Origin of the sequence: Variovorax sp. YR750 (genome assembly GCF_900109805.1) — a bacterium.
In the GTDB taxonomy this organism is placed as follows: domain Bacteria; phylum Pseudomonadota; class Gammaproteobacteria; order Burkholderiales; family Burkholderiaceae_C; genus Variovorax; species Variovorax gossypii.
On the sequence record NZ_FOBJ01000019.1, the window covers coordinates 187,842 to 211,001 of the forward strand.

24 protein-coding genes are annotated in these 23,160 nt (G+C 66.8%); 18 read left to right on the forward strand and 6 right to left on the reverse strand.

Going from position 1 to position 23,160, the window contains the following annotated elements; genetic code table 11:
- Window positions 1-18 precede the first annotated feature (18 nt).
- From BMY35_RS32240 to BMY35_RS32265, 6 genes are all read left to right on the forward strand, one after another.
- Window positions 19-921, forward strand: a complete 903-nt coding sequence (locus BMY35_RS32240; RefSeq protein WP_093207360.1) for an alpha/beta hydrolase family protein — start codon at window positions 19-21, stop codon at window positions 919-921.
- 29 nt (window positions 922-950) lie between these two features.
- Window positions 951-1,787, forward strand: coding sequence for an acyl-CoA thioesterase (locus BMY35_RS32245; RefSeq protein ID WP_093207363.1), 837 nt, complete (start codon window positions 951-953; stop codon window positions 1,785-1,787).
- A 4-nt stretch (window positions 1,788-1,791) separates the two neighbouring features.
- Window positions 1,792-2,541, forward strand: coding sequence for an SDR family oxidoreductase (locus tag BMY35_RS32250; protein ID WP_093207366.1), 750 nt, complete (start codon window positions 1,792-1,794; stop codon window positions 2,539-2,541).
- A gap of 26 nt (window positions 2,542-2,567) precedes the next feature.
- Window positions 2,568-3,164 carry a 2-hydroxychromene-2-carboxylate isomerase gene (locus BMY35_RS32255; protein ID WP_093207369.1) on the forward strand — a complete coding sequence of 199 codons (597 nt, stop codon included), beginning with the start codon at window positions 2,568-2,570 and terminating at the stop codon, window positions 3,162-3,164.
- A 34-nt stretch (window positions 3,165-3,198) separates the two neighbouring features.
- Window positions 3,199-3,963 (forward strand): enoyl-CoA hydratase, encoded by a 765-nt coding sequence (locus tag BMY35_RS32260; protein ID WP_093207372.1) that lies wholly within the window; start codon window positions 3,199-3,201, stop codon window positions 3,961-3,963.
- Between the two features lie 195 nt (window positions 3,964-4,158).
- A complete protein-coding gene (locus tag BMY35_RS32265) occupies window positions 4,159-5,265 on the forward strand; it encodes an ABC transporter substrate-binding protein (protein ID WP_093207473.1) in 1,107 nt (368 codons plus the stop codon).
- 23 nt (window positions 5,266-5,288) lie between these two features.
- Here the strand turns inward: BMY35_RS32265 and BMY35_RS32270 are convergent, their stop codons facing one another.
- Entirely contained in the window at window positions 5,289-5,729 is a 441-nt protein-coding gene (locus BMY35_RS32270; protein ID WP_093207476.1) for an acyl-CoA thioesterase, read from the reverse strand.
- 41 nt (window positions 5,730-5,770) lie between these two features.
- On the opposite strand from BMY35_RS32270, the gene BMY35_RS32275 reads away from it, so the two are divergent.
- Complete coding sequence (locus BMY35_RS32275; RefSeq protein WP_093207374.1) at window positions 5,771-7,606, forward strand: ABCB family ABC transporter ATP-binding protein/permease; 1,836 nt, start codon at window positions 5,771-5,773, stop codon at window positions 7,604-7,606.
- A 48-nt stretch (window positions 7,607-7,654) separates the two neighbouring features.
- A complete protein-coding gene (locus BMY35_RS32280) occupies window positions 7,655-8,593 on the forward strand; it encodes a 2-hydroxyacid dehydrogenase (RefSeq protein WP_093207377.1) in 939 nt (312 codons plus the stop codon).
- A gap of 109 nt (window positions 8,594-8,702) precedes the next feature.
- Here BMY35_RS32280 and BMY35_RS32285 read toward each other — a convergent pair whose 3' ends face one another.
- Window positions 8,703-10,145, reverse strand: coding sequence for an amidase (locus BMY35_RS32285; RefSeq protein WP_093207379.1), 1,443 nt, complete (start codon window positions 10,143-10,145; stop codon window positions 8,703-8,705).
- A gap of 61 nt (window positions 10,146-10,206) precedes the next feature.
- On the opposite strand from BMY35_RS32285, the gene BMY35_RS32290 reads away from it, so the two are divergent.
- The 6 genes from BMY35_RS32290 to BMY35_RS32315 all read left to right on the forward strand — a co-directional run bounded on the left by BMY35_RS32290 (window position 10,207) and on the right by BMY35_RS32315 (window position 16,211).
- A complete protein-coding gene (locus BMY35_RS32290) occupies window positions 10,207-11,190 on the forward strand; it encodes a LysR substrate-binding domain-containing protein (protein WP_093207382.1) in 984 nt (327 codons plus the stop codon).
- Between the two features lie 193 nt (window positions 11,191-11,383).
- The gene (locus tag BMY35_RS32295) at window positions 11,384-12,850 is read left to right on the forward strand and encodes an aspartate ammonia-lyase (RefSeq protein WP_093207385.1); all 1,467 of its coding nucleotides are present in this window, start codon (window positions 11,384-11,386) and stop codon (window positions 12,848-12,850) included.
- Window positions 12,851-13,018: 168 nt separating this feature from the next.
- Window positions 13,019-13,918, forward strand: a complete 900-nt coding sequence (locus BMY35_RS32300; RefSeq protein WP_093207387.1) for an amino acid ABC transporter substrate-binding protein — start codon at window positions 13,019-13,021, stop codon at window positions 13,916-13,918.
- Between the two features lie 98 nt (window positions 13,919-14,016).
- The gene (locus BMY35_RS32305; protein ID WP_093207389.1) at window positions 14,017-14,742 is read left to right on the forward strand and encodes an amino acid ABC transporter permease; all 726 of its coding nucleotides are present in this window, start codon (window positions 14,017-14,019) and stop codon (window positions 14,740-14,742) included.
- Window position 14,743: 1 nt separating this feature from the next.
- On the forward strand, window positions 14,744-15,433 hold the full coding sequence (locus tag BMY35_RS32310) for an amino acid ABC transporter permease (RefSeq protein WP_093207392.1): 690 nt from the start codon (window positions 14,744-14,746) through the stop codon (window positions 15,431-15,433).
- 40 nt (window positions 15,434-15,473) lie between these two features.
- Window positions 15,474-16,211 (forward strand): amino acid ABC transporter ATP-binding protein, encoded by a 738-nt coding sequence (locus tag BMY35_RS32315; protein WP_093207394.1) that lies wholly within the window; start codon window positions 15,474-15,476, stop codon window positions 16,209-16,211.
- Window positions 16,212-16,324: 113 nt separating this feature from the next.
- Here BMY35_RS32315 and BMY35_RS32320 read toward each other — a convergent pair whose 3' ends face one another.
- Window positions 16,325-17,353: an alpha/beta hydrolase family protein gene (locus BMY35_RS32320; RefSeq protein WP_093207397.1), complete on the reverse strand. Its 1,029-nt coding sequence runs from the start codon at window positions 17,351-17,353 to the stop codon at window positions 16,325-16,327.
- 232 nt (window positions 17,354-17,585) lie between these two features.
- On the opposite strand from BMY35_RS32320, the gene BMY35_RS32325 reads away from it, so the two are divergent.
- The gene (locus tag BMY35_RS32325; RefSeq protein ID WP_093207399.1) at window positions 17,586-17,903 is read left to right on the forward strand and encodes a peptidyl-tRNA hydrolase; all 318 of its coding nucleotides are present in this window, start codon (window positions 17,586-17,588) and stop codon (window positions 17,901-17,903) included.
- A gap of 55 nt (window positions 17,904-17,958) precedes the next feature.
- Window positions 17,959-18,405, forward strand: a complete 447-nt coding sequence (locus BMY35_RS32330) for a hypothetical protein (RefSeq protein ID WP_093207402.1) — start codon at window positions 17,959-17,961, stop codon at window positions 18,403-18,405.
- Window positions 18,406-18,463: 58 nt separating this feature from the next.
- On the opposite strand, the gene BMY35_RS32335 is transcribed toward BMY35_RS32330, so the two are convergent.
- On the reverse strand, window positions 18,464-18,838 hold the full coding sequence (locus BMY35_RS32335; RefSeq protein ID WP_093207405.1) for a hypothetical protein: 375 nt from the start codon (window positions 18,836-18,838) through the stop codon (window positions 18,464-18,466).
- 209 nt (window positions 18,839-19,047) lie between these two features.
- On the opposite strand from BMY35_RS32335, the gene BMY35_RS32340 reads away from it, so the two are divergent.
- Together BMY35_RS32340 and BMY35_RS32345 are read left to right on the forward strand one after the other, a co-directional pair.
- Window positions 19,048-19,491, forward strand: a complete 444-nt coding sequence (locus BMY35_RS32340) for a surface-adhesin E family protein (protein ID WP_143080785.1) — start codon at window positions 19,048-19,050, stop codon at window positions 19,489-19,491.
- Between the two features lie 61 nt (window positions 19,492-19,552).
- Window positions 19,553-21,421, forward strand: a complete 1,869-nt coding sequence (locus tag BMY35_RS32345) for a DUF1963 domain-containing protein (RefSeq protein ID WP_093207410.1) — start codon at window positions 19,553-19,555, stop codon at window positions 21,419-21,421.
- A gap of 23 nt (window positions 21,422-21,444) precedes the next feature.
- Here BMY35_RS32345 and BMY35_RS32350 read toward each other — a convergent pair whose 3' ends face one another.
- Together BMY35_RS32350 and BMY35_RS32355 are read right to left on the reverse strand one after the other, a co-directional pair.
- Entirely contained in the window at window positions 21,445-21,951 is a 507-nt protein-coding gene (locus tag BMY35_RS32350; protein WP_143080786.1) for a hypothetical protein, read from the reverse strand.
- A gap of 61 nt (window positions 21,952-22,012) precedes the next feature.
- Entirely contained in the window at window positions 22,013-23,092 is a 1,080-nt protein-coding gene (locus BMY35_RS32355; RefSeq protein WP_256230244.1) for a nucleoside hydrolase, read from the reverse strand.
- Window positions 23,093-23,160: the final 68 nt, after the last annotated feature.

Genomic DNA, 23,160 nt, shown 5'->3' on the forward strand with positions numbered 1-23,160 from the left:
AACGAAGGAGACAGCCTCATGCAGACGCAGCAGCAGCTTCCGGTCGACGGCGGCGCACAGCAACTGGCGGTGCGCCGCTACGAACCCGCCGGCACGCCGCGCGCGAGCGTGGTGATCGGCGGCGCGATGGGCGTGCGCCAGTCCTTCTACGAACCCTTCGCGCAGTGGCTCTCGCAGCAGGGCCTGCGCGTCTGGACCTTCGACTACCGGGGCTCGGGCGACTCGCGCGGCGACGTGCCGCTGCGCGAGGTCGATGCCGACCTGTTCGACTGGGCCTGCGACTACGAAGCGGTGATCGACGCGGCCAGGGCCGCATCGCCCGACTCGCCGCTCTACCTGCTGGGTCACAGCCTCGGCGCGCAGCTGCCGGGCTTCCTGCAGCGGCCAGAGCAGGTCGACGGCCTCGTGAGCATCGCCGCGGGCAGCGGCTACTGGCGCGAGAACGCGCCGAAGCTCAAGCGCACCATCCTCTACTTCTGGTTCGTGCTGGTGCCGCTGGTCACGCGGCTGTTCGGCTACTTCCCGGGCCGCAAGCTGAAGAAGGTCGGCGACCTGCCGCGCGGCGTGATCATGCAGTGGCGGCGCTGGTGCCTCAACCCGCGCTACAGCGTCGGCGCCGAAGGCGAGCTCGCCGCGCGCAGCTACAACCGCGTGCGCTTCCCGGTGCTCGCGCTGTCGATGACCGACGACGAGCTCATGACGCTCGCCGGCACGCGCAGCCTCGTGAGCCTCTACGGCGGCGCGCCGAGCGCGGTCGAGCGCATCGCGCCGGCCGACGTGCAGGCGCGGCGCATCGGCCACTTCGGCTTCTTCCGCGAGCAGTTCAGCCAGAGTCTCTGGCCGAGCACGGTCGACAAGCTGCACAGGCTCGCATCGCTTACTGCGGTGCAGCACGCCAACGTCCCGCACACGACTGCGTGACGCGGGCCACCGGAGGCACACTGCCTGCCATGACGACGAGCACGCACCCCTTCGACAAGGCCCTGAAGATCCACCACAGCGACATCCGCGTGGGGCACTTCACCGGCATGACCAGCCCCGACTACTGGAACATGGTCGGGCCCTTCGGCGGCACCACCGCGGCGCTCGCGCTGCAGGCCGTGATGCAGCACCCCGACGTGCTCGGCACGCCGATCGCACTCACGGTCAACTACGCGGCGGCGATCGAGGCCGGCGCGTTCGACATCCAGGCCACCGCTGTGCGCACCAACCGCTCCACGCAGCACTGGACGGTGCAGATCACGCAGGCCGGCGCCAGCGGCGCGCCCAGCATGACGACCACCGCCACGGTGGTGACTGCCGCGCGCCGAGAGACCTGGGGCGAGAGCGACATGCCGATGCCCGAGTCGCCGAGACCCGAGACGGTCGATCGCATGAGCATCGGCCCGTCGGGCGTGGCGTGGATCAACCAGTACGAGATGCGTCCCTTCAGCGGCGGCATTCCGTCGAAGTGGGATGGCAGCCTGCATCACAGCGAGACCCGCATCTGGCTGCGCGATGCGCAACCGAGGCCGCTCGACTTCGCCTCGCTCGCCGCGATGAGCGACATGTTCTATCCGCGCGTGTGGCTGCGTCGCGCGAAGCACGTGCCGGCGGGCACGGTGTCGATCACCACCTACTTCCATGCCGGACCCGAGCAGCTCGCCGAGGTCGGCACCGGCTACCTGCTGGGCCGCGCGGCGGGGCAGCAGTTCTTCAACGGCTTCTTCGACCAGACGGCGCATCTGTGGAGCGAGAAGGGCGTGCTGCTGGCCACCTCGAACCAGATCGTCTACTACAAGGAATAACGATATGGCCGCACTGCAGAAAGCCGCGCTCATCGTCGGCGCCGGCGACGCCACCGGCGGCGCCATCGCCCGCCGCTTCGCGCGCGAAGGCTTCGCCACCTGCGTCACGCGGCGCAGCCTCGACAAGCTGCAGCCGCTGGTCGCGCAGATCGAGGCCGACGGCGGCCGCGCCCATGCCTTTGCATGCGACGCGCGCAAGGAAGAGGAAGTGGTGGCGCTCGTCGAGCAGATCGAGTCGACCATCGGGCCCATCGAGGTGATGGTGTTCAACATCGGCGCCAACGTGCCCGAGAGCATCCTCAACGAGACCGCGCGCAAGTACTTCAAGGTGTGGGAGATGGCCTGCTTCTCGGGCTTCCTGAATGGCCGCGAGGTGGCGAAGCGCATGGTGGCGCGCGAGATTCCGCAAGGCGGCCATCGCGGCACGATCATCTTCACCGGTGCCACGGCCTCGCTGCGCGGCGCGGCGAACTTCGGCGCCTTCTCGGGCGCGAAGATGGCGCTGCGCGCGCTGGCCCAGTCGATGGCGCGCGAACTGGGACCGCAGGGCATTCACGTTGCGCACGTGGTGGTCGACGGCGCGATCGACACCGAGTTCATCCGCAGCAACTTTCCCGAGCGCTATGCGCTGAAGGAAAGCGACGGCATCCTGAACCCCGACCACATCGCGGACACCTACTGGATGCTGCACTCGCAGCCGCGCGACGCATGGACGCACGAGATCGATCTGCGCCCGTGGTCGGAGAAGTTCTGAAGAACTACAGGAAGGAGACAACGCCAATGACCAAGTCCGTCGACTTCTATTTCGACTTCGGCAGCCCCGCCGCCTACCTGGCCGCGACGCAGTTGCCCCACGTGTGCGCCGACACCGGCGCGCAGCTGGTGTGGAAGCCCATGCTGCTCGGCGGCGTGTTCCAGGCCACGGGCAACCATTCGCCGGCCGAGATCAAGCCCAAGGGCCCCTACATGACGACGGACCTCAAGCGCTTCGCGAAGCGCTACGGCGTGCCCTTTGCGCACAACCCGCACTTTCCGATCAACACGCTGCTGCTGATGCGCGGCGCCACAGGCATCCAGGCGAAGGAGCCGGCGCGCTTCGGCGCGTATGTCGATGCGATCTTCCACGCGATGTGGGTGGAGCCGAAGAACCTGAACGACCCGGCGACCGTCGGCGCCGTCCTGCAGAATGCCGGCTTCGACGCGAGCGCGCTGCTCGCGCTGGCCGGCGCGCAGGAAACCAAGGACCGGCTCAAGGCCGTCACGCAGGAAGCCGTGGAGCGCGGCGTGTTCGGCGCGCCCACCATGTTCGTCGGCGACGAAATGTTCTGGGGCCAGGACCGGCTCGATTTCGTACGCGAAGCACTCGACGCCGCCTGACCGCGGCACCACCCGTTCTCTTCAAGGATCTTTTATGAGCGACATCCTCGTCCACACCGAAGCCGGTGTGATGACCATCACCTTCAACCGCGTCGACAAGAAGAACTCGATCACCAGCGGCATGTACGCCGAGCTGGCCGATGCGCTGGCCACCGCGGAGAGCGAAGCGGCCGTCCGCTGCGTGCTGATCCAGGGCGACCCGACGATCTTCAGCGCGGGCAACGACATCGGCGACTTCCTCAACGGCCCGCCCTCCACGCAGGAATCGCCGGTGTTCCGCTTCCTGCGCGGCATCGCGACCTTCCCCAAGCCGCTCGTCGCCGCCGTGTGCGGCCCGGCCGTGGGCATCGGCACCACCATGCTGTTCCACTGCGACCTCGTCTACGCGGGCGACAACGCCGCCTTCTCGATGCCCTTCGTGAACCTGGGCCTGTGCCCCGAGGCCGCCTCGAGCCTGCTGGTGCCGCAGATGCTGGGCTACCACCGCGCGGCCGAGGCGCTGCTGCTGGGCGAGCCCTTCATGGCCGAGGCCGCGCTCGAAGTGGGCCTGGTCAACCGCGTGGTGCCGCCGACCGAGGCGAACGCCATCGCCCAGACGCAGGCGCGCAAGCTGGCGGCCAAGCCGCTGAGCGCGCTGGTGGAAACCAAGCGCCTGCTGAAGAAGGGCCAGATGCCCGCCGTGCTGGAGCGCATGGGCGAGGAGGGCGCGAGCTTCGGGCGCATGCTGCGCGAACCGGCGGCGCGGGAGGCTTTCAGCGCGTTCATGGAGAAGCGGAAGCCCGATTTCTCCAAGGTCTGACAAGGGTCTGAGGCGTCTTCCGGGGCCTGCGCGCGTACACTGTCCGGCGTGCAAGATTCGGGGACAAGAACGCTCGCAAAGCCCGTCCAACGGGTAGATGATGCTACTGAAAAAGTAGCATTCGGCGTCTCGCGCCGGCGTACTTTAGGTTTGCTGGCGGGCTCCCTGGCAGTGCCCTCGCTGGCCCTGGCGCGCGTGCGGCCGCTGCGCATCGGCGTCATCGGTTCGTGGTCCGGTCCCTACGCGGGCGGCGGCCGGCAGTTCGATGCCGGCATGGCCGTCTGGCTCGCCGCGCACAACCAGCACATCGCAGGCCGGCCGGTCGAACTGCTGCGGCGCGACGTGCCCGGCAGCGCGCCCGAGCAGGCTCGCCGCCATGCGCAGGATCTCGTGGAGAGCGAGCGCGTGGAGCTGCTGGCAGGCCTCGATTTCAGCTCCAACGCCTATGCCGTGGGTAACGTCGCCACGCAGGCGAAGCTGCCGCTGGTGGTGATGAACGCGGCCTCCTCGGGCATCACCGCGCGCTGCCCGTTCGCGGTGCGGGTGTCCTTCACTATCGGCCAGGTCGCGCTGCCGCTTGCGCGATGGGCGCTGCAGCAAGGGCTGCGAAACGTCTGCACCGTGGTGGCCGACTACGCCTCGGGTGTCGATGCCGAGAGCGCCTTCGTCTCGGGCATCACCGCGGGCGGCGGGCAGGTCGGCGCGATGCTGCGGGTGCCGCTGTCGACGCTGGACTACTCGGCCTACATGCTGCGGCTGCGCGAGCTCAAGCCGCAGGCGGTGTTCTTCTTCCTGCCCTCGGGGCAGATGCCGGCCACCTTCCTCAAGTTCTGGCGCGACCGGGGCATGGCCGACACCGGCATCCGCCTGCTGGCCACGGGCGACGCCACCGACGACCACTACCTCGAAGGCATCGGCGAGCTGGCCGACGGCCTCGTCACCAGCCACCACTATTCCTTCGCCCACGACTCGGCGGCCAATCGGCGCTTCACGGGCATCTTCGAGAACGAATACGGCAGCCACCTGCGGCCGGGCTACTTCGCGGTCGCGGCCCACGATGCGCTCGCGGCCGTCGACGCGGCAATGAGCTCCCCGGCGGCGCGCGGCAACGCCACGGGGGAACGGCTGGTGGATGCTTTCCGGGGCCTGAAGCTCGACAGCCCGCGCGGCCCGGTGGAGATCGACGCCCACACCCGCGACATCGTGCAGACCGTGTACATCCGCCGCGTCGAGCGGCGCGAGGGGCGCTGGGTCAACCGCGAGTTCGAGCGCTTCGAGCGGGTGCGCGACCCGGGCGTCTGAGCAGGGCTGCCTGCTCCTGCTCCTTATTCTTCTTCGGCCGGCTTCTCGATCGGGCGCGGACGGCCGTTGTCGTCGATGGCCACGTAGGTGAAGGTGGCCTGCGTCACCTTGATGTATTCGCCTTGGGCCCGGAAGCGTTCTGCGAACACCTCGACCGTCACCGTGACCGAGGTGCGCCCGACGCGCATCAGCTTCGAATAGAACGACAGGATGTCGCCCAGCCGCACCGGCTGCTTGAAGATGAATTCGTTGACCGCCACCGTGGCCTGCCGGCCCTTGGCGTAGCGCGCCGGGATCACCGAGCCGGCCAGGTCGCACTGCGCCATGACCCAGCCGCCGAAGATGTCGCCGTTGACGTTGCAGTCAGCCGGCATCGGGATGACCTTGAGCACCAGCTCCATGTCGGTGGGCAGGCTCTTGAGGGTGGCTGCGGCCGTGGCGGCGGCACTGGAAGTATCTGACATGGGCACAATCTGGAACAAACAAGCAACCACGATTGTCCTCCATGCGCCGCAGCGGCGAAGCCCTTCCTTCCTCCCACGCAGCCGGCGGCCAGGCGCCGGCACCCGCAGGCGAACGCTCCGACTGGGCAACCCTGCGCAGGCTGTTCCCCTATCTCTGGCAGTACAAGTGGCGCGTGCTCGCCGCGCTGGCCTTCATGGTGGGCGCCAAGGTGGCCAACGTCGGCGTGCCGGTGTTGCTGAAGAACCTGGTCGACACGATGACGCCCAAGCCCGACATGGCGCAGGCGCTGCTCATCGTGCCCATCGGGCTGCTGCTGGCCTACGGGCTGCTGCGCTTTTCCACGTCGCTCTTCAGCGAGCTGCGCGAGCTGATCTTCGCCAAGGCCACGGAGGGCACGGCCCGGCAGATAGCGCTGGAGGTGTTCCGCCACCTGCACTCGCTGAGCCTGCGCTTCCACCTGGAGCGCCAGACCGGCGGCATGACGCGCGACATCGAGCGCGGCACGCGCGGCGTGCATTCGCTGATCTCGATGTCGCTCTACAGCATCGTGCCCACCATCATCGAGCTGGTGCTGGTGCTCACGATCCTGGGCGTGAAGTTCGACGCCTTCTTCGTCTGGATCACGGTGGCCGCGCTGGTGCTGTACATCGTCTTCACCGTCACGGTGACCGAGTGGCGCACGCAGTTCCGCAAGACCATGAACGAGCTCGACTCGGTGGCGCAGAGCCGCGCGGTCGATTCGCTCCTGAACTACGAAACCGTCAAGTACTTCAACAACGAGGACTTCGAGGCCGGCCGCTACGACGCCAGCCTCGACCGCTACCGCAGGGCCGCCATCAAGAGCCAGCGCACGCTGAGCATGCTCAACACCGGCCAGCAGGCGCTGATCGCCGTCAGCCTGGTGCTGATGCTGTGGCGCGCCACCTCGGGCGTGGTCGACGGGCGCATGACGCTGGGCGATCTGGTGATGGTCAACGCCTTCATGATCCAGCTCTACATTCCGCTGAACTTCCTGGGCGTGATCTACCGAGAGATCAAGCAGAGCCTGACCGACCTCGACAAGATGTTCGTGCTGATGGAGAAGGAGCGCGAGGTGCGCGACGCGCCCGATGCGCAGCCGCTGGCCGGCATGGATGCCACCGTACGCTTCGACGACGTGAGCTTCGCCTACGAGCCCGCGCGGCCCATCCTCAAGCACGTGAGCTTCGAGATTCCGGCCGGCAAGACGGTGGCGGTGGTCGGGCCCTCGGGTTCGGGCAAGTCGACGCTGGCGCGGCTGCTGTACCGCTTCTACGACGTGCAGCAGGGGCGCATCACCATCGGCGGAGAAGACATCCGCGAGGTGACGCAATCGAGCGTGCGCCACGCCATCGGCATCGTTCCGCAGGACACGGTGCTCTTCAACGACACGGTCGAATACAACATCGCCTACGGCCGCCCCGGCGCCACGCGCGACGAAGTGGAGGCCGCCGCGCGCGCCGCGCGCATCCACGACTTCATCGCCGCGACGCCCAAGGGCTACGAAACGACCGTGGGCGAGCGCGGCCTCAAGCTCTCGGGCGGCGAGAAGCAGCGCGTGGCCATTGCGCGCACGCTGCTGAAGAACCCGCCGATCGTGATCTTCGACGAGGCCACCTCGGCGCTCGACTCGGCCAACGAGCGCGCCATCCAGTCGGAGCTCAAGAGCGCCGCGCAGGACAAGACCACGCTGGTCATCGCGCACCGGCTGTCGACGGTGGTCGACGCGCACGAGATCCTGGTGCTGGAGTCGGGCGTGATCGTCGAGCGCGGCACGCATGCGCAGCTGCTCGCCAAGCAGGGCCGCTACGCCCAGATGTGGGCTTTGCAGAAGAGCGAAGCAGCGCCGCTGATGTAGCGCGATCATCCATTCCTTCTTCTTTTCATCGATCCCAGGAGTTCAGACGTGCCGAACAAGATCCCCCTGCTGGTGCTCAACAGCCTCTCGAGCGCTCACCAGGCCCAGATTGCCGAGGTCTACGACATGACCTACGCCTTCGGTCCCGCCGAGCGGGCGGCCGCCATCGCCGAGCACGGCAGGAAGTTCCGTGCCGTGCTGACCATCGGCGTCATCGGCATCACGCCCGAGGAAATCGCAGCCATGCCCGCGGTGGAGCTGATCTGCTGCATGGGCGCGGGCTACGAAGGCGTGCCGCTCGAGGTGACGCGCGCACGCGGCATCGCGACCGCCAACGGCGCCGGCACCAACGACGACTGCGTGGCCGACCATGCCTTCGGCCTGCTGATCGGCATCGTGCGCGAGTTCCGCAAGCTCGACCGGCTGTGCCGCGAAGGCGTGTGGCGCGAGGCCATTCCGCAGCCGCCGAACGTGTCGGGCAAGAAGCTGGGCATCCTGGGGATGGGCACGATCGGGCAGAAGATCGCGAAGCGCGCCGCGGCCTTCGACATGGAGGTCGGCTATCACAACCGCAAGCCGAAGGAAGGCGTGTCGCAGCGCTACTTCGGCGACCTGAAGTCGCTGGCCGCATGGGCCGACTTCCTCGTGCTGGCCGCACCGGGCGGTCCGGCGACGAAGCACCTGGTCAATGCCGAAGTGCTCGACGCGCTGGGGCCGCAGGGCTACCTGGTGAGCATCGGCCGCGGCAGCGTGGTCGACACCGAGGCGCTGGCGGCGGCGCTGCGCGAGAACCGCATCGCCGGTGCCGGCCTCGACGTGTACGAGAGCGAACCGAAGCGGCCCGAGCCGCTGATCGGCCTCGACAACGTGCTGCTGACGCCGCACATGGCCGGCTGGTCGCCCGAGGCGACGCAGAAGTCGGTGGACCATTTCCTCGCGAATGCCGAAGGGCACTTCGCGGGGCGCGGCGTGGTCACGCCGATCTGATGTTCTTGCTCCTTCCCCCGCTGGGGGAAGGTCGGGATGGGGGCAGGCAGGGCGCCCGCAATGAGCGCCGCTTGCCCCCACCCCAGCCCTCCCCCAGAGGGGGAGGGGGTCAAGCCAATACCGAGGGCCGGTGCGCCGCCCAGCCGCATGCCTGGTCATAGGCATGCCCCAGCCGCAGCACGTCGAGGTCCGAATGGATCGGCCCGGCAAGCTGCAGCCCCATCGGCAGGCCGCCTTCGCCGAAGCCGGCGCGCACGTTCAGCGTCGGCAGGCCGGCCAGCGTGAAGGGCGTGACGATCTCCATCCAGCGGTGGTAGGTGTCGCTTTTCACGCCCGCCACCCCGGCCGGCCAGTGCAGCTCGGCGTCGAAGGGAAAGACCTGCGCGGTAGGCGCGAGCACGAAGTCGAAGCGCTCGAAGAGCCTGAGAAAGGCGCGGTACACGTTCGATCGGTACACCGAGGCCTGGTACAGCGAGGCCGCATCGAGATGGCGGCTCTGCTCGATCTCCCATTGCGCCTCCGGCTTGAGCTGCGCGAACAGCTTCGGATCGCTCAGGTAGGCGCCCAGCTTGCCGCCCACCAGCAGCTGCCGCAGGCGCAACCAGGCGCTCCAGTTGTGCTCGCGCGGCACGTCGAGCGTGCAGGGCTCGACCTCGCAGCCGATGTCGCGGAAGGTGCCGAGCGCCTTCTCGCCAAGCTCGCGGATGCCGGGCTCCAGCGGCAGGTCGGGCCAGATGCTGCCGAGCCAGCCGATGCGCAGGCCCTTGCCGTCGCCCTCGAGCCGCAGTTCGTCGGGCGAGGGCAGGGTGTGCGGTGACGACAGCGGCACGCGGGTGTCGAAGCCCGCCTGCACTGCCAGCAGCCGCGCCGCGTCTTCCACCGTGCGCGCCATCGGGCCTTCGCAGCCGAGCTGCTGGAAGAACAGTTCCTCGTCGGGGTTGCCCGGCACGCGCCCGCGCGAGGGCCGCATGCCGATCACGTTGTTGAAGGCCGCCGGGTTGCGCAGCGAGCCCATCATGTCGCTGCCGTCGGCCACCGGCAGGATGCCCAGGGCCAGCGCCACCGCAGCGCCGCCGCTGCTGCCGCCCGCGCTGCGATCGGGTGCGTAGGCGTTGCGCGTGATGCCGAACACCGTGTTGTAGGTGTGCGAGCCGAGACCGAATTCGGGCGTGTTGGTCTTGCCGATGACGACGGCGCCGGCCGCCCTGGCGCGCGCCACGTGGAGGCTGTCGGCTCGCGCGGCCGAGCGCGGCGACAGCGGCGAGCCCATGGAGGTCGGCAGGCCGGCGGCATGGCTCAGGTCCTTCACCGCCAGCGGGAAGCCGTGCATCCAGCCGCGCCTTTCGCCGCGCGCCAGCTCTGCGTCGCGCTCGTCGGCCTCGGCCAGCGACTGCGCCGGATCGCGCAGCGACACGATGGCGTTGAAGCGCGGGTTCAGCGCCTCGATGCGGGCCAGCGAGGCCTGCATCACCTCCCGGCAGGACACCTCGCGCGCGGCGATGCGGCGGGAGAGTTCGGTGGCGCTGAGGCTCAGAAGGTCGGCTGAAGGCATGGCGGATGCGGGAAAAGGAGGGGGCGCCCAGTATGGCGCGGCGCTCGCATAATCGCCGCGTATGGAAACTAAGTGGCTCGAAGACTTCATCAGCCTTGCGGAAACGCGCAGCTTCAGCCGCTCGGCTCAATTGAGGCACGTGACGCAGCCGGCCTTCTCCCGCCGCATCCAGGCACTTGAAGGGTGGGCCGGTACCGACCTGGTGGACCGCAGCTCTTACCCGACGCGGCTCACTCCGGCAGGACAGACGCTCTACAGCCAGGCCATCGAGATGCTGCAGTCGCTGCAGAGCACCCGCGCCATGCTGCGCGGCCACTCGGCGGCGGGGCAGGACGTGATCGAGATCGCCGTGCCGCACACGCTGGCCTTCACCTTCTTCCCCTCGTGGGTGACCAGCCTCCGGGAGCATTTCGGCCCCATCAAGAGCCGCCTGATCGCGCTGAACGTGCACGACGCCGTGCTGCGGCTGGTCGAAGGCAGCTGCGACCTGCTGATCGCCTACCACCACCCCTCGCAGCCGCTGCAGCTCGACGCCAACAAGTACGAGATGGTCAGCCTCGGCGAGGAAACCGTGGCCCCCTGGGTCAAGGCCGACGCCGAAGGCGCGCCGCGCTACCGGCTGCCGGGCCGCCCGGGCCAGCCGTTGCCCTACCTGGGCTATGCGCCGGGCGCCTACCTGGGCCGCGTGGTCGACCAACTGCTCAAGGAATCGGGCACCGCCATCCACCTCGACCGCGTCTACGAGACCGACATGGCCGAGGGCCTGAAGGTCATGGCGCTCGAAGGGCACGGCATCGCCTTCCTGCCGCAGAGCGCGGTGCGCAAGGAGATCAAGGCCCGCAAGCTCGTGAGCGCACTGCCGCCCGAGATCGACAGCCTCGAGGCAACGATGGAGATCCGCGCCTACCGCGAGCGCCCCGGCGCTCCCGCGCCCGTGAAGGCCGGGGCCGGCCGCGCCGCCGTCAAGGCCGCCGACAGCCTGCAACCCAAGCGCACGGCCGATGCGCTATGGTCTTATCTCGTCGGCACCCAGCCGCAGCGCTGAGCGCCATCACCCAACTGCCACGGAGATTTGTGCACCGCACAATCTATAAATGCCGCGCATAGGGCTTCCCGCAAAAGGCATTGGCGCCTTGAATCCGGCGCCACTACAGTCGCGGCTGCTTTTTAGCCGCTGTCACAGCAACCCCCACGGCACGCGCCCTGCGCGTGCTTTTTTTTAAGCCGAGGAACCTCTCATGAGCTCCAATTTCAGGACGGAACACGACTTCCTCGGCGACAAGCAGATCCCCGCCGTCGCCTACTGGGGCGTGCATACGGCGCGCGCGGTCGAGAACTTTCCCATCTCCGGCACCCGCATCTCGGCCATGCCCGACCTGGTGCGCGCGCTGGCCTACGTGAAGAAGGCCGCCACCCGCGCCAACGCCGACCTGGGCGCCATCGACCGAGACCGTGCCGCGGCCATCATCCTGGCCTGCGACGACATCGTCGACGGCAAGCTGCTCGACGAGTTCGTGGTCGACGTCATCCAGGGCGGCGCCGGCACCTCGACCAACATGAACGCCAACGAGGTCATCTGCAACCTCGCGCTGGAAAAACTGGGCCACGAGAAAGCGCGCTACGACGTGCTCCACCCCAACGACCACGTCAACGCCTCGCAGAGCACCAACGACGTGTACCCCACGGCGGTGCGCCTGGCGCTGTGGTTCGCCATCGGCAGGCTGCTCGAATCGATGGCCTCGCTGCGCCGCGCCTTCGAGGCCAAGGCGCTCGAGTTCAAGGACATCCTCAAGATCGGCCGCACCCAGCTGCAGGACGCCGTGCCCATGACGCTGGGCCAGGAGTTCCTGACCTACGCCATCATGATCGGGGAGGACGAGGCCCGCCTTGGCGAGGCGCGCGCTCTCATCGAGGAAATCAACCTCGGCGCCACCGCCATCGGCACCGGCATCAACGCGCCGCACGGCTACGCCAACCTCGCATGCCAGTACCTCGCCGAGCAGACCGGCGTGCCGCTGAAGCAGGCGGCCAACCTCATCGAGGCCACGCAGGACACGGGCGCATTCGTGCAGCTGTCGGGCGTGCTCAAGCGCGTGGCGACCAAGCTCAGCAAGACCTGCAACGACCTGCGCCTGCTCTCCAGCGGCCCGCAGGCGGGCTTCGGCGAGATCAGGCTGCCGGCGCGGCAGGCGGGCTCGTCGATCATGCCGGGCAAGGTCAATCCGGTGATCCCGGAAGTCATGAACCAGGTGGCCTTCGAGGTCATCGGCAACGACATCACCGTGACGCTGGCGTCCGAGGCCGGCCAGCTGCAGCTCAACGCCTTCGAGCCGATCATGGGCTGGAGCCTGTTCAAGAGCATCCAGCACCTGAGCCGGGCCTGCACCACGCTGCAGCACAACTGCGTCGAGGGCATCGAGGCGAACCGCGAGTTCCTTGCGAAGAGGGTGCGCGAGTCGGTCACGCTGGTCACCGCGCTCAACCCGCTCATCGGCTACGAGAAGGCCGCGCTCATCGCCAAGACCGCGCTCGCCACCGGCGGGCCGATCGACCTGGTGGCCGAGTCGCTGGGCATCATGACCCGCGCCGAGATGGACGCGCTGCTCGTGCCCGAGAACCTCACCCAGCCGGTGCGCCTGTCGGCCGCGCCGGTTCCGCCGGCTGCCGAACCGTCGGGCCAGACTTCGGGCATAAAGGCTGCTTAGTGAAAGTCGGACAATGCCAGGAGGCAGGATCGCACCAGGCTGGCGCTGCGATGCGCATGGCCGGTGCAGCGTGTGTGTGTATGCACCGGGTTGGTCCGGGTATCACGCAAAATGCGAGTGTCTAGAATTTAGTTGTATCTGTTTCAGTCACCCTCAGGAGTTTTCCTCATGAAAAAACAAGTATTGGCATTGGCGGTTGCGGCACTGGCCGCTGGCGGCGCGATGGCGCAGGCCAACGACACGCTGGCCAAGATCAAGGCTTCCGGCGTCATCACCGAAGGCGTGCGTGAATCTTCCGGCCTGTCGTACACGCTGGGCAATGGCCAATACACCGGCTTCCACTACGACGTCTGCGCCAACATCATCAAGGACCTCGAGAAGGCCGCCGGCAAGAAGCTCGAAGTCAAGTACCAGCCAGTGACCTCGCAGAACCGCATTCCGCTCGTGCAGAACGGTACCGTCGACATCGAGTGCGGCTCCACCACCAACAACGCCACCCGCCAGAAGGACGTGTCCTTCGGCGTGACCACCTACGTCGAAGAAACCAAGATCGTCGTCAAGGCCAACTCGGGCATCAACTCGCTGGCCGACCTGAAGGACAAGACGGTCGCCACCACCACCGGCACCACGCCGCTGCAGACCGTGCGCAAGCAGAAGCGCGCCGAGAACCTGACCTTCAAGGAGGTCTACGGCAAGGACCACTCCGACAGCTTCCTGCTGCTCGAAACCGGCCGCGCCGACGCCTTCGTGATGGACGGCTCGATCCTGGCTGCCCTGGCCGCCAAGTCGAAGTCGCCCAAGGACTACAAGATCTTGCCGGACGTGCTGGCCGTCGAACCCATCGCCATCATGATCCGCAAGGACGACCCCGCCTTCAAGAAGGCCGTGGACGACAGCATCAAGGCACAGGCCAAGTCGGGCGAACTCGCCAAGCTGTACGACAAGTGGTTCCTGAAGCCGATTCCCCCGGCAGGCGTGACCATCGGCCTGCCGCTGGGTGAAGCCACCAAGAACGCGTGGGCCAACCCGAACGACAAGCCGGCCGAAGAGTACGTCACCAAGGAATAAGCGGCGCGTCGCTGCGTGATGACGCCCACCTTTCGCGGTGGGCGTTTCTTTTCAAGGGACTGGTTTTCGTAGAGACGGTGAAGAAGGAGTAAACACAAATGGGCAACTGGGATTGGCAGGTTTTCCTGCAGGACCCCGGGGGGGAATATCCGAGCTACCTGCAATGGATGCTCTCGGCGTGGGGCTGGACCGTGTCGGTCGCGCTGCTGGCGCTGGTCGTGGCACTGGTGCTGGGCTCGCTCATCGGCATCATCCGCACGCTGCCCGACAGCCCGTGGCTGGTGCGGCTGGGCAATGCCTGGGTGGAGCTCTTCCGCAACATCCCGCTGCTGGTGCAGATCTTCCTCTGGTACCACGTGATCCCGGCGCTCATTCCCGTCATGAAGGGCGTGCCGAGCTTCATCCTCGTGGTGCTGGCGCTGGGCTTCTTCACCTCCGCGCGTATCGCCGAGCAGGTGCGCTCGGGCATCCAGGCGCTGCCCAAGGGCCAGCGCTACGCGGGCATGGCCGTGGGCTTCACCACCGCGCAGTACTACCGCTACGTGATCCTGCCGATGGCCTACCGCATCATCATCCCGCCGCTCACGAGCGAGACGATGAACATCTTCAAGAACTCGTCCGTCGCCTTCGCGGTGTCGGTCGCCGAGCTCACCATGTTCGCGATGCAGGCGCAGGAAGAAACCTCGCGCGGCATCGAGGTCTACCTCGCCGTGACGGCGTGCTACGTGGTCTCGGCGCTCATCATCAACCGCCTCATGGCGTTCATCGAGAAGAAGACCCGCGTGCCGGGCTTCATCGTCTCGGCCGGCGGCGGAGGACACTGAAATGATGAATCTCGACCTTTCCTTCTACAACTGGGACGTCATCAGCAACTTCGTCGTCAAGGGCTTCTACTTCAGCGTCACGCTGACGGTGGTGGCCACGATCGGCGGCGTGATCTTCGGCACGATCCTGGCGCTCATGCGCCTGTCGGGCAAGAAGTGGCTCGATGCGCCCGCGGCCCTGTACGTCAACGGCATGCGAAGCATCCCGCTGGTGATGGTGATCCTGTGGTTCTTCCTGCTGGTGCCGGCGTCGTTCTACTCGCTGTTCGGCTCGGTGGGCTCCAACTACCGCTCCGAGATCTCGGCCGTGATCACCTTCGTCGCGTTCGAGGCCGCCTACTTCAGCGAGATCATGCGCGCGGGCATCCAGTCGATCCCGCGCGGCCAGATCAACGCCGGCCAGGCCGTGGGCATGACCTACGGCCAGAACATGCGCCTGGTGGTGCTGCCGCAGGCCTTCCGCAACATGCTGCCGGTGCTGCTCACGCAGACCATCATCCTGTTCCAGGACACGTCGCTGGTCTACGCCATCGGTGCCTACGACATGCTCAAGGGCTTCGAGACCGCCGGCAAGAACTTCGGCCGCCCGATCGAGGCCTACCTGCTCGCGGCCGTCGTGTACTTCGTCATGTGCTACGCCCTTTCTTGGCTGGTGAAACGCCTGCACAAGAAGATCGCCATCATCCGCTGACGGATTGAGTGTCCAACCGGAGAAAGAAATGTCCGAAAAAATGATCGAAATCAAGAACGTATCGAAGTGGTACGGCCCGGTGCAGGTGCTCAACGACTGCTCCGTCAACATCTCCAAGGGTGACGTGGTCGTGGTGTGCGGCCCATCGGGTTCCGGCAAGTCCACGCTCATCAAGACCGTGAACGCGCTCGAGCCCTTCCAGAAGGGCGAGATCACCGTCAACGGCATTCCGCTGCACGACCCCAAGACAAACCTGCCCAAGCTGCGCTCCAAGGTCGGCATGGTGTTCCAGCACTTCGAGCTGTTCCCGCACCTGTCGGTGACCGAGAACCTCACGATCGCGCAGATCAAGGTGCTGGGCCGCTCGCCCGACGAAGCCAAGACCCGCGGCCTGAAGATGCTCGACCGCGTGGGCCTGATGGCGCACAAGGACAAGTTCCCGGGCCAGCTCTCGGGCGGCCAGCAGCAGCGCGTGGCCATTGCCCGTGCGCTGTCGATGGACCCCATCGTCATGCTGTTCGACGAACCCACCTCGGCGCTCGACCCCGAGATGGTCGGCGAAGTGCTCGACGTGATGGTGAACCTCGCCAAGGAAGGCATGACCATGATGGTGGTCACGCACGAAATGGGCTTCGCGCGCAAGGTCGCCAGCCGCGTGATCTTCATCGACGTGGGCGGCCGCATCCTGGAAGACTGCTCGAAGGACGAATTCTTCGGCCATCCGGAAAACCGCCAGCCGCGCACCAAGGACTTCCTCAACAAGATCCTGCAGCACTGAGCGCCGCTGCCTGCCTGGAGCAAGCAAGCGACAGAAAAGGCCATGCCGGCGACGGCATGGCCTTTTCTTTTGGACTCAGGATCGAGCGCAGGGCCGGCCCGAGCAAGCGCCATTCACTGCGGGCGGGCCTCCCCGGACAGCGCCTTGTCGAAGAAGTCCTGAATCTCGCGCCCCAGCCGCGCCAGGAACACCTGGCGGTCGAAACCCGGCGGGTCGTCGGCGATGTTGCCGTCGGGCGTCTGGATGGGCATGGACGGCGTGTCCATGAACGCGAAGTGCCATGCGTTCGGGATGCGGCGCAGCTCGGCCGCGGGCATGTTGCTGGCCACCCATTCGGCGTGGAAGCGCGGCACCAGGAAGCGGTCCCGCTCGGCTTCGTAGATTCGCGTGGGCACTCGCACCTGCGCGAGGGACGAAGCCGTGAAGGGAACACCCGCGGGAGCCATCGACACTACCGCGCGCACGCGCGGGTCGCGCAACGAGGGAAGCAGCGAGGCAGGCGGCGCGTCGCCGCGGTTGACGCCGCAGAAGATCGGATCGGCGGCGCGTTCGCTCGTGCAATGCGTGGTGATACGCGACAGGTCGGCCTGGCCGCCCGCGAGCGCCAGCACCGTGTAGCCGCCGGCCGAATGGCCCAGGGCGCCGATGCGATAGCCCCGCTCGTCGCGCGCGATGCGGTCCTTCCATAGCGGATCCTGCAGCAGCGCATCGATCACCCGCGAGGCCTGCCGTGGCCGCTCGCCGAAGTAGGCGGCCGCGCCTTTCTTCAGCAGCGAACCGTCCTGCCAGTTGTCGCCCGGATGGCGCAGCGCCGCGACCAGGTAGCCGTCCCGCGCGAGCGCCTCGGCCAGACTGCTGTGGCCCAGCTCGGTGCCGCCGAGGCCGTGGCTCAGCAGGATCAGGCCTTTGACCTTGTCTTCGGGCGCTGCCTGGATGGCCGCCCGCACCGTGAACGGCCCCATGGCCGTCGCGCGTGCGGGCGCCTGCGTCGGGTAGTACAGCGCGACCACCGTGGGCGCGTCGTCGGGCGCTGCGCCTGGAATGCGGATTTGCCGCCAGCCGGCCTCGGAGGCCAGTGCCTGGAAGCACAGCAGCAGGCTGCTGGCGAGCAGCAGGGCGGGCCGGACAAGGGCTTTTCGCATCGCAGATCTCCTCGGTGAATGTGGAGCCCGGATGGTCGCGATGTCACCGCATCATTTCCATGGGATTGCGACGAAGTGCGTGAAAGGCGGTGCGAAATGACCGGATGCAGCGATATGCGCAACTCGCCTGTTGTGCGGTGAGCCGCATTCCTGACCTGAGTCATCGCAGAAATCCTGCCTGAGAATCGAGGGCCCGACTGAAGAGAATCACGCCAGTGGTGCCAGCAGACGCATGAAGATGTACATCCTTGTTCGGGACGATATTCCCCTGGGCTTCGCGATGGTCGCTGTTGCCCATGCATCCTTGGCCGGCTATCTCAAGTTCCAGAACGAGCCGGAGACGCAGCAATGGCTCTCGGGCCCCTTTTTCAAGGCTGTCTGCAAGGCAAACGCCAAAGAGTTCGAGAATGCCAAGCAGGTTGCCGATCACGTGGTGCTGACCGAGTCAGCCCTCGGCAATCAGGAGGTGGCGATCGTTTTCAAGCCTCGGGAACAATGGCCAAAGATGTTCAGGTTCCTCCGGCTCTACAAGGAGCCGCCGCCGCAGTGAACCGGCCCTGAACCGCAGTAACTTGTTCGGCCCCATTGGATGGAACCTGAAAGCAATGAGCATCACCGAGATCACGGTTTCCCCAACAGAATGGGCCCGCGCCCATCCGACGATGTTCTTTACCCGAGGTGAAGTCACGCTGGAGAGCATTGCCGAGCAGTTGGTCACTGGTGCACGGATCCTTGGTGCAACGACTGTCAAGAGACTTTCCGCCGGCCCGTGGCAGGTCGTCGCGGCCGCCGAGGATTGGTTTCTCAATGCCAGGCTGCCCATACCGGACGACTTCAGGTTCAGTCGCCTCGTCAGCTTTCCGGAGCAAGGTCAGAACTGTGTTCGTCCCGAGTTTCTTGTCGCGGCCTTCGCTGAGGATGTCATCGTCAAGGCCGCGCACTCGGAGCCAATTGTTCTTGGAGCCGTTTCTCCAACGGATGAGATCCATGCGGTGCTGGGACGCATGGAGCCTTGGCGCCGTGTCATCGCATTCCGCGGCATCAAGGTCTAGGCGGTGCCGCGGGCAAGACTCGTCCTGGATGCGGACTTCCCCTGGGTCGAATACCGCATCACTGCGGTATCTGGCTTTTCACGAGCCCGACGTACACGGGCAGCGCGATCACAGTGCCCAAGGCAAGCAGGAGCACTTCATAGGTCGCCAGTCCCAGCCAGAACCTGTAGGGCTCCTGCTGCCTGAAAACCTTGTACCTCGCGCCGAGGACCCCTGTTTTCACTACGGAATAGGGATACCACAAGGGCAGAACGAGCCAGCAGAGCAACGAGAGAGAGTAGAGGAGCAGCGACCAGAGGCCCGGCTCGACTGCCTTCGCGACCAGCGGCAGCGCAAGACCGCCCATCAACATGCCCGCTGAAATCCAGTTGAAGAACGCAGATCGATCCGTCGTGTTTGAGGTGGGCATTGCGCGATGGTAGTCGCCGCCCATGTCAGGTCGCGCCGATGCCCGTGGTGCATGGCTCAGGGTAGCCGCGAAACCCTCTGCGTCAGCAGATTGCAGAATCCCTGCACATCCCCTTCCGCCGCGGAGTACGCGAGAGAAGGCGCCAAGTGGCCGGCCGAAGTGCGGAGCTATGCTCGTGCCGTGGCAAGAGGGCGGCGCCGATAGCGCGGCCCGCACACACGGAGGAGAAAAGGATGAGAAGACCCAATCGATCCTTGCATCGCTCGGCGGCGGTATTCCGCCTCGTCGCATCGGCCAGCGCGGCGGCGACCCTGCTGGCGGCACTGCCGGCACAGTCCGCCGAGAACTGGACCGAGATCGCATCGACGCCCCGCAAGAAGGTGCTGTTGCAGCGCGATTCCATCCGCCCGCACGAAGGCATGGTGGAAGCCTGGACGCTCTACCGTTATGACGAACTGCAGACCGACGTCGGCAAGACCCCGTACCGCACCTCGCGCTACCTCTACGACTACGACTGCAAGGGCGCGCGCGAAAAGGCGCGCCGTGTAGTGAGCCACAACGGACCGCTGGAAGTGCACGACATCGACCTCAGCCGGCATACCGAGTGGAAGGCAGTCGGCGGCCCCACCACGGTGAGCGGGATCGTGTTCAAGCACGTGTGCGCGCAGGCGCGCTGATCGCAATCGCGCCCTCGCGCCTGCTGATAGGCTCGGCGGCCAGTTTCCCCGCGGAGCCCTCGTGTCCATCAACAAGTTCCAGATCGGCAAGTGCGCATTCGAGTTCGACCCCGAGACGGAGGTCGCATTCGAGGACGGCGGCATGTCCTTCCATCTCAAGGGCCGGCCGGTCGGCTACGACAGGTCACGTCACACGCCGCCCTTCGACCCGGAGGGCTTCGACAACCCCGCGGCCGGCTGGATCGCCCCTTCGTTCCGGTCTTCGACCTTCTACTTCTACGACAACCACGACACGCCGCAGCGGCGCATCAGCTATCTCCAGAACCAGCCGACGAACGGCTTCTTCGCGCTCTGGGAGAAGGGCTTCGCCTTCGGCACGCGCTTCTTCGGCGAGATCGACCTGCGCCCCGACCGCGTCGAATTGCAGGGCCTGCTGCGGCACGACTACGAGACGGACGCGCAAGGCGTGCCGGTGCATGTGGTGTGGCATTGCCCGCCGGGAGAGGTCGAGCTGCGCCCCTACACCTACGGCAGCTTCGAAGAGGCGATGGCCGCTCCGCCCGAGCGCGTGCGCCGGCTGCTCATCCGCGAATGGGATGGGCGGTGGCGCGACGAACTTCTGCGCTTCACACGGCTCGAGCACCTGTCGCTTCAGCATTCGTGGAGCACCGACACGGCGAATTCGGCCACCGCGTTCCCGGAATCCTTCTGCACGCTGACCCGGCTTCGTGAGCTGTACCTGCGCAGCCCGGTCTTTTCCCACCTCCCCGAGGGCCTGGGCGCGCTCGAATCGCTGGAAGTGCTCTCGCTTGCGCACTGCCGCATCGAGGCGTTGCCCGCCAGCATCTCGCGGCTCGAACGCCTGCAGCGCCTGCTGCTCGACGGAAACCGGCTCGCGACCTTGCCCGAGTCCGTGGGCAATCTGCCGGCCCTCACGCACCTCAGCATCAACAAGAACCCCTTCGAATCGCTGCCGGCCTCATTGAAGAACATCGAAAAGGTCGACATCGAGAGGAAGAACGAAGCCCTGTTCCGCGACATCCGTTACCGCCCCGAGGTCGAGGCCGTGGTGGATCGCGAGGCCTTCATGGCGCGCGGAAGCCCGACGCATGTGGCGTTGCTGGGTGAGGCCCTGGCGCGGCACGGCCTCCAGCGCTACGCAGACGCACTCCTGCGCCATGCGCGCCAGGCTCTGCGCCTGCGCACAGTGGAATCCGAAGATTACGCAAGCCTGGGCAACACCCGCATCGGCGGCAGGCCTGACCTGCCGCCTGGCATCGACTACCCGTCGACCGACGGAAAGCCTTGGCGCTTCTACGCACAGATCGACCTGGCGGATATTGCTTCGATGCAATCGTGGCTGCCGCGCTCAGGCCGCCTCTATTTCTTCGGCGAAGGCCAGGAGGAAGGCGACGCCGTGTGCGTGCTGCATTCCGATGCGCCGGCTGACGCGCTGCGCACGCACGCGTGGCCGGAAGACGCCGAATTCGCCGACGGCTGCAGCGTGTCCGATGCCTACGAAGGCTACAAGGCCAGCGTCGACATCACCGTGTCCTTGCCGAATCTCTACAACGCCGGCAACGGGCGCTTGTTGGGCGAGGACGCCATGCTGCTGGAGATCGACAGGGACGACACGCTGCAGGAGGCCTACTGGGCGCTCGAAGCCGAGCTGGCCGGCGACGGCGAGCGTCGGAACGCCGCACACCTGATGAACGCCCACGTCTTCACGCAGCACGAGAACCCGCAGGAACAGGCATCGCGCGAGAAGGGCGGGCTGCCCGTGGAGTGGGTCAACCTGCTGACGCTTTGCTCAGACGGCAACCCGGGCTTCTGCTTCTGGGACGCGGGCACCTTCACCTTCAGCATCCACGAGAAGGACCTGGCGCTAGGCGATTTCTCCCGCGTGCACTGGAGCCTGGAGAGCAGCTGAGGTCGTTGCTCAGACGACAGCGATCAGGATACCCACCACGACACAGCGAAGAACGGCCCAGGCTCGCCCGGCACATGGAACAGGATGTCGCCCCTGCCGCAGGTCGGCCCGCACTTCGAGCCGAGGTAGCGGACCGTGATCCGAGGCTGAGCCTTGCCGGAGAGAAGGACCGACGCGGCGCCCCGCTCCAGGAAGTCCGCGACCAGGTGCTGGGCGTCGGAATCGGCAGGGCCCTGCAGCGTCTGGCAGCCGTTGGCATCGGCAGTCGATCCTGCCCCTGTCGCCTTCAGCAGCGCGGCGGCCCTTCGTCCCTGGATGAGCGCCTGCCGTTCGGCCTCGGTGGTCCATGCGGTCGGCGCACCGGTGGCCAGCCGCTCCAGCTCGCGACGCGGAAGCAGCACCGTGGCCTGTCCGCCGGGCACGGCGATGCACGGCCGGGGAAGCTCGACCTGAAGCTCGATCAAACGCGATTCGTCGACTTCCTGACCGGCGGCGGGGCGAGCGGCTTGAGCGGGCGGGATGGAACTCATGAGTGCGAGTGTGGCAAGGGCGACAAGGTCGGGCGCGGCCAGTCTGTGCATGCTGCTCGACTCAAGGCAACCGCGAAATCCTCTGCGTCAGCAGATCGAAGAACCCCTGCGCATCCCCTTCCGCGATCCAGTTCACGTTGGCCGGCTTCTTCAGCCCGCCATACCAGTCCACCACCGTCTGCCCGAACCCGAGCCCTTCGCGGCTGTCGACTTCCACGTTCACCTTCCGGCCCCTGAAGAGCGAGGGCTGCAGCAGGTAGGCGATCACGGTGGCGTCGTGCACCGGGCCGCCGGGCAGGCCGTAGTACTGCATGTCGTGCTGCACGTAGGCGTCGAGGATGTCGGCCACGGTCTTGCCGGCCTGGTTGCCGAGGCCGCGCAGCTTGGCGATGCGCTCGGGGCTGGTCAGCACCTTGTGCGTGAGGTCCAGCGGCAGCATGGTGATCGGCACGCCGCTCTTCAGCACGATCTCGGCCGCGTGCGGATCGGCGAACACGTTGAACTCGGCGGTGGGTGTGATGTTGCCGCCGTTGAAATGCGCGCCGCCCATGAGCACCAGCTCGCGCAGGCCGCGCGTGATGTCGGGCGCCTGCGTGAGCGCCAGCGCGAGGTTGGTCTCGGGGCCGAGCATCGCGAGCGTCACGCTCTTCTCGGGCGCTGCGCGCAGCGTGTGGATCAGGTAGTCGACCGCGTTGCCTTCGGCCAGCGGCTGGCTGGGCTCGTGCACCTTCACGCCGGTGATGCCTTCGCTGCCGTGGATGTCGGCCGCGTAGATCGGCGTGCGCAGCAGCGGGCGCGGCGCGCCGGCATAGATGGCGATGTCGGGCCGCTTCGCCCATTCGCGAGCGAGGCGCGCGTTGCGCGAGGTCTTGGAAAGCGGCACGTTGCCGGCCACGGTGGTGAGCGCCTGGATCTTCAACTGCTCGGGCGAAGCCATGGCGAACAGCAGCGCGATCACGTCGTCGGCGCCCGGGTCGGTGTCGATGATGAGTGTGTGCGTCGTTGCCGGCGTGGCGTCGGCGGCGTGGGCCTTCGGGGCGATGAAGCTGGCGGTCAAGAGGGCGACGAGTCCGAGAAAAAGAATCGGGAAGAGCGCGGCGAGGCGCAATGGCAGCGCCAGTGCTGCGGGCCTGGGATGCATGGGGAAGACTCCTTGCGGACGCTGTGAAAAAAGCGTCTCTCGAATCAGTCTGCCAGAGCATCGCGCGG

Bases quoted from the DNA above. Each gene is read 5' to 3' on its own strand.
- BMY35_RS32240 (WP_093207360.1), top strand. From the start codon at position 19: ATGCAGACGCAGCAGCAGCTTCCGGTCGACGGCGGCGCACAGCAACTG.
- BMY35_RS32355 (WP_256230244.1), bottom strand. From the start codon at position 23,092: ATGCATCCCAGGCCCGCAGCACTGGCGCTGCCATTGCGCCTCGCCGCG.
- BMY35_RS32285 (WP_093207379.1), bottom strand. From the start codon at position 10,145: ATGCCTTCAGCCGACCTTCTGAGCCTCAGCGCCACCGAACTCTCCCGC.
- BMY35_RS32290 (WP_093207382.1), top strand. From the start codon at position 10,207: ATGGAAACTAAGTGGCTCGAAGACTTCATCAGCCTTGCGGAAACGCGC.
- BMY35_RS32335 (WP_093207405.1), bottom strand. From the start codon at position 18,838: ATGGGCGGCGACTACCATCGCGCAATGCCCACCTCAAACACGACGGAT.
- BMY35_RS32250 (WP_093207366.1), top strand. From the start codon at position 1,792: ATGGCCGCACTGCAGAAAGCCGCGCTCATCGTCGGCGCCGGCGACGCC.
- BMY35_RS32260 (WP_093207372.1), top strand. From the start codon at position 3,199: ATGAGCGACATCCTCGTCCACACCGAAGCCGGTGTGATGACCATCACC.
- BMY35_RS32330 (WP_093207402.1), top strand. From the start codon at position 17,959: ATGAGCATCACCGAGATCACGGTTTCCCCAACAGAATGGGCCCGCGCC.
- BMY35_RS32270 (WP_093207476.1), bottom strand. From the start codon at position 5,729: ATGTCAGATACTTCCAGTGCCGCCGCCACGGCCGCAGCCACCCTCAAG.
- BMY35_RS32315 (WP_093207394.1), top strand. From the start codon at position 15,474: ATGATCGAAATCAAGAACGTATCGAAGTGGTACGGCCCGGTGCAGGTG.
- BMY35_RS32255 (WP_093207369.1), top strand. From the start codon at position 2,568: ATGACCAAGTCCGTCGACTTCTATTTCGACTTCGGCAGCCCCGCCGCC.
- BMY35_RS32245 (WP_093207363.1), top strand. From the start codon at position 951: ATGACGACGAGCACGCACCCCTTCGACAAGGCCCTGAAGATCCACCAC.
- BMY35_RS32340 (WP_143080785.1), top strand. From the start codon at position 19,048: ATGAGAAGACCCAATCGATCCTTGCATCGCTCGGCGGCGGTATTCCGC.
- BMY35_RS32305 (WP_093207389.1), top strand. From the start codon at position 14,017: ATGGGCAACTGGGATTGGCAGGTTTTCCTGCAGGACCCCGGGGGGGAA.
- BMY35_RS32295 (WP_093207385.1), top strand. From the start codon at position 11,384: ATGAGCTCCAATTTCAGGACGGAACACGACTTCCTCGGCGACAAGCAG.
- BMY35_RS32275 (WP_093207374.1), top strand. From the start codon at position 5,771: ATGCGCCGCAGCGGCGAAGCCCTTCCTTCCTCCCACGCAGCCGGCGGC.
- BMY35_RS32300 (WP_093207387.1), top strand. From the start codon at position 13,019: ATGAAAAAACAAGTATTGGCATTGGCGGTTGCGGCACTGGCCGCTGGC.
- BMY35_RS32350 (WP_143080786.1), bottom strand. From the start codon at position 21,951: ATGAGTTCCATCCCGCCCGCTCAAGCCGCTCGCCCCGCCGCCGGTCAG.
- BMY35_RS32310 (WP_093207392.1), top strand. From the start codon at position 14,744: ATGATGAATCTCGACCTTTCCTTCTACAACTGGGACGTCATCAGCAAC.
- BMY35_RS32320 (WP_093207397.1), bottom strand. From the start codon at position 17,353: ATGCGAAAAGCCCTTGTCCGGCCCGCCCTGCTGCTCGCCAGCAGCCTG.
- BMY35_RS32325 (WP_093207399.1), top strand. From the start codon at position 17,586: ATGAAGATGTACATCCTTGTTCGGGACGATATTCCCCTGGGCTTCGCG.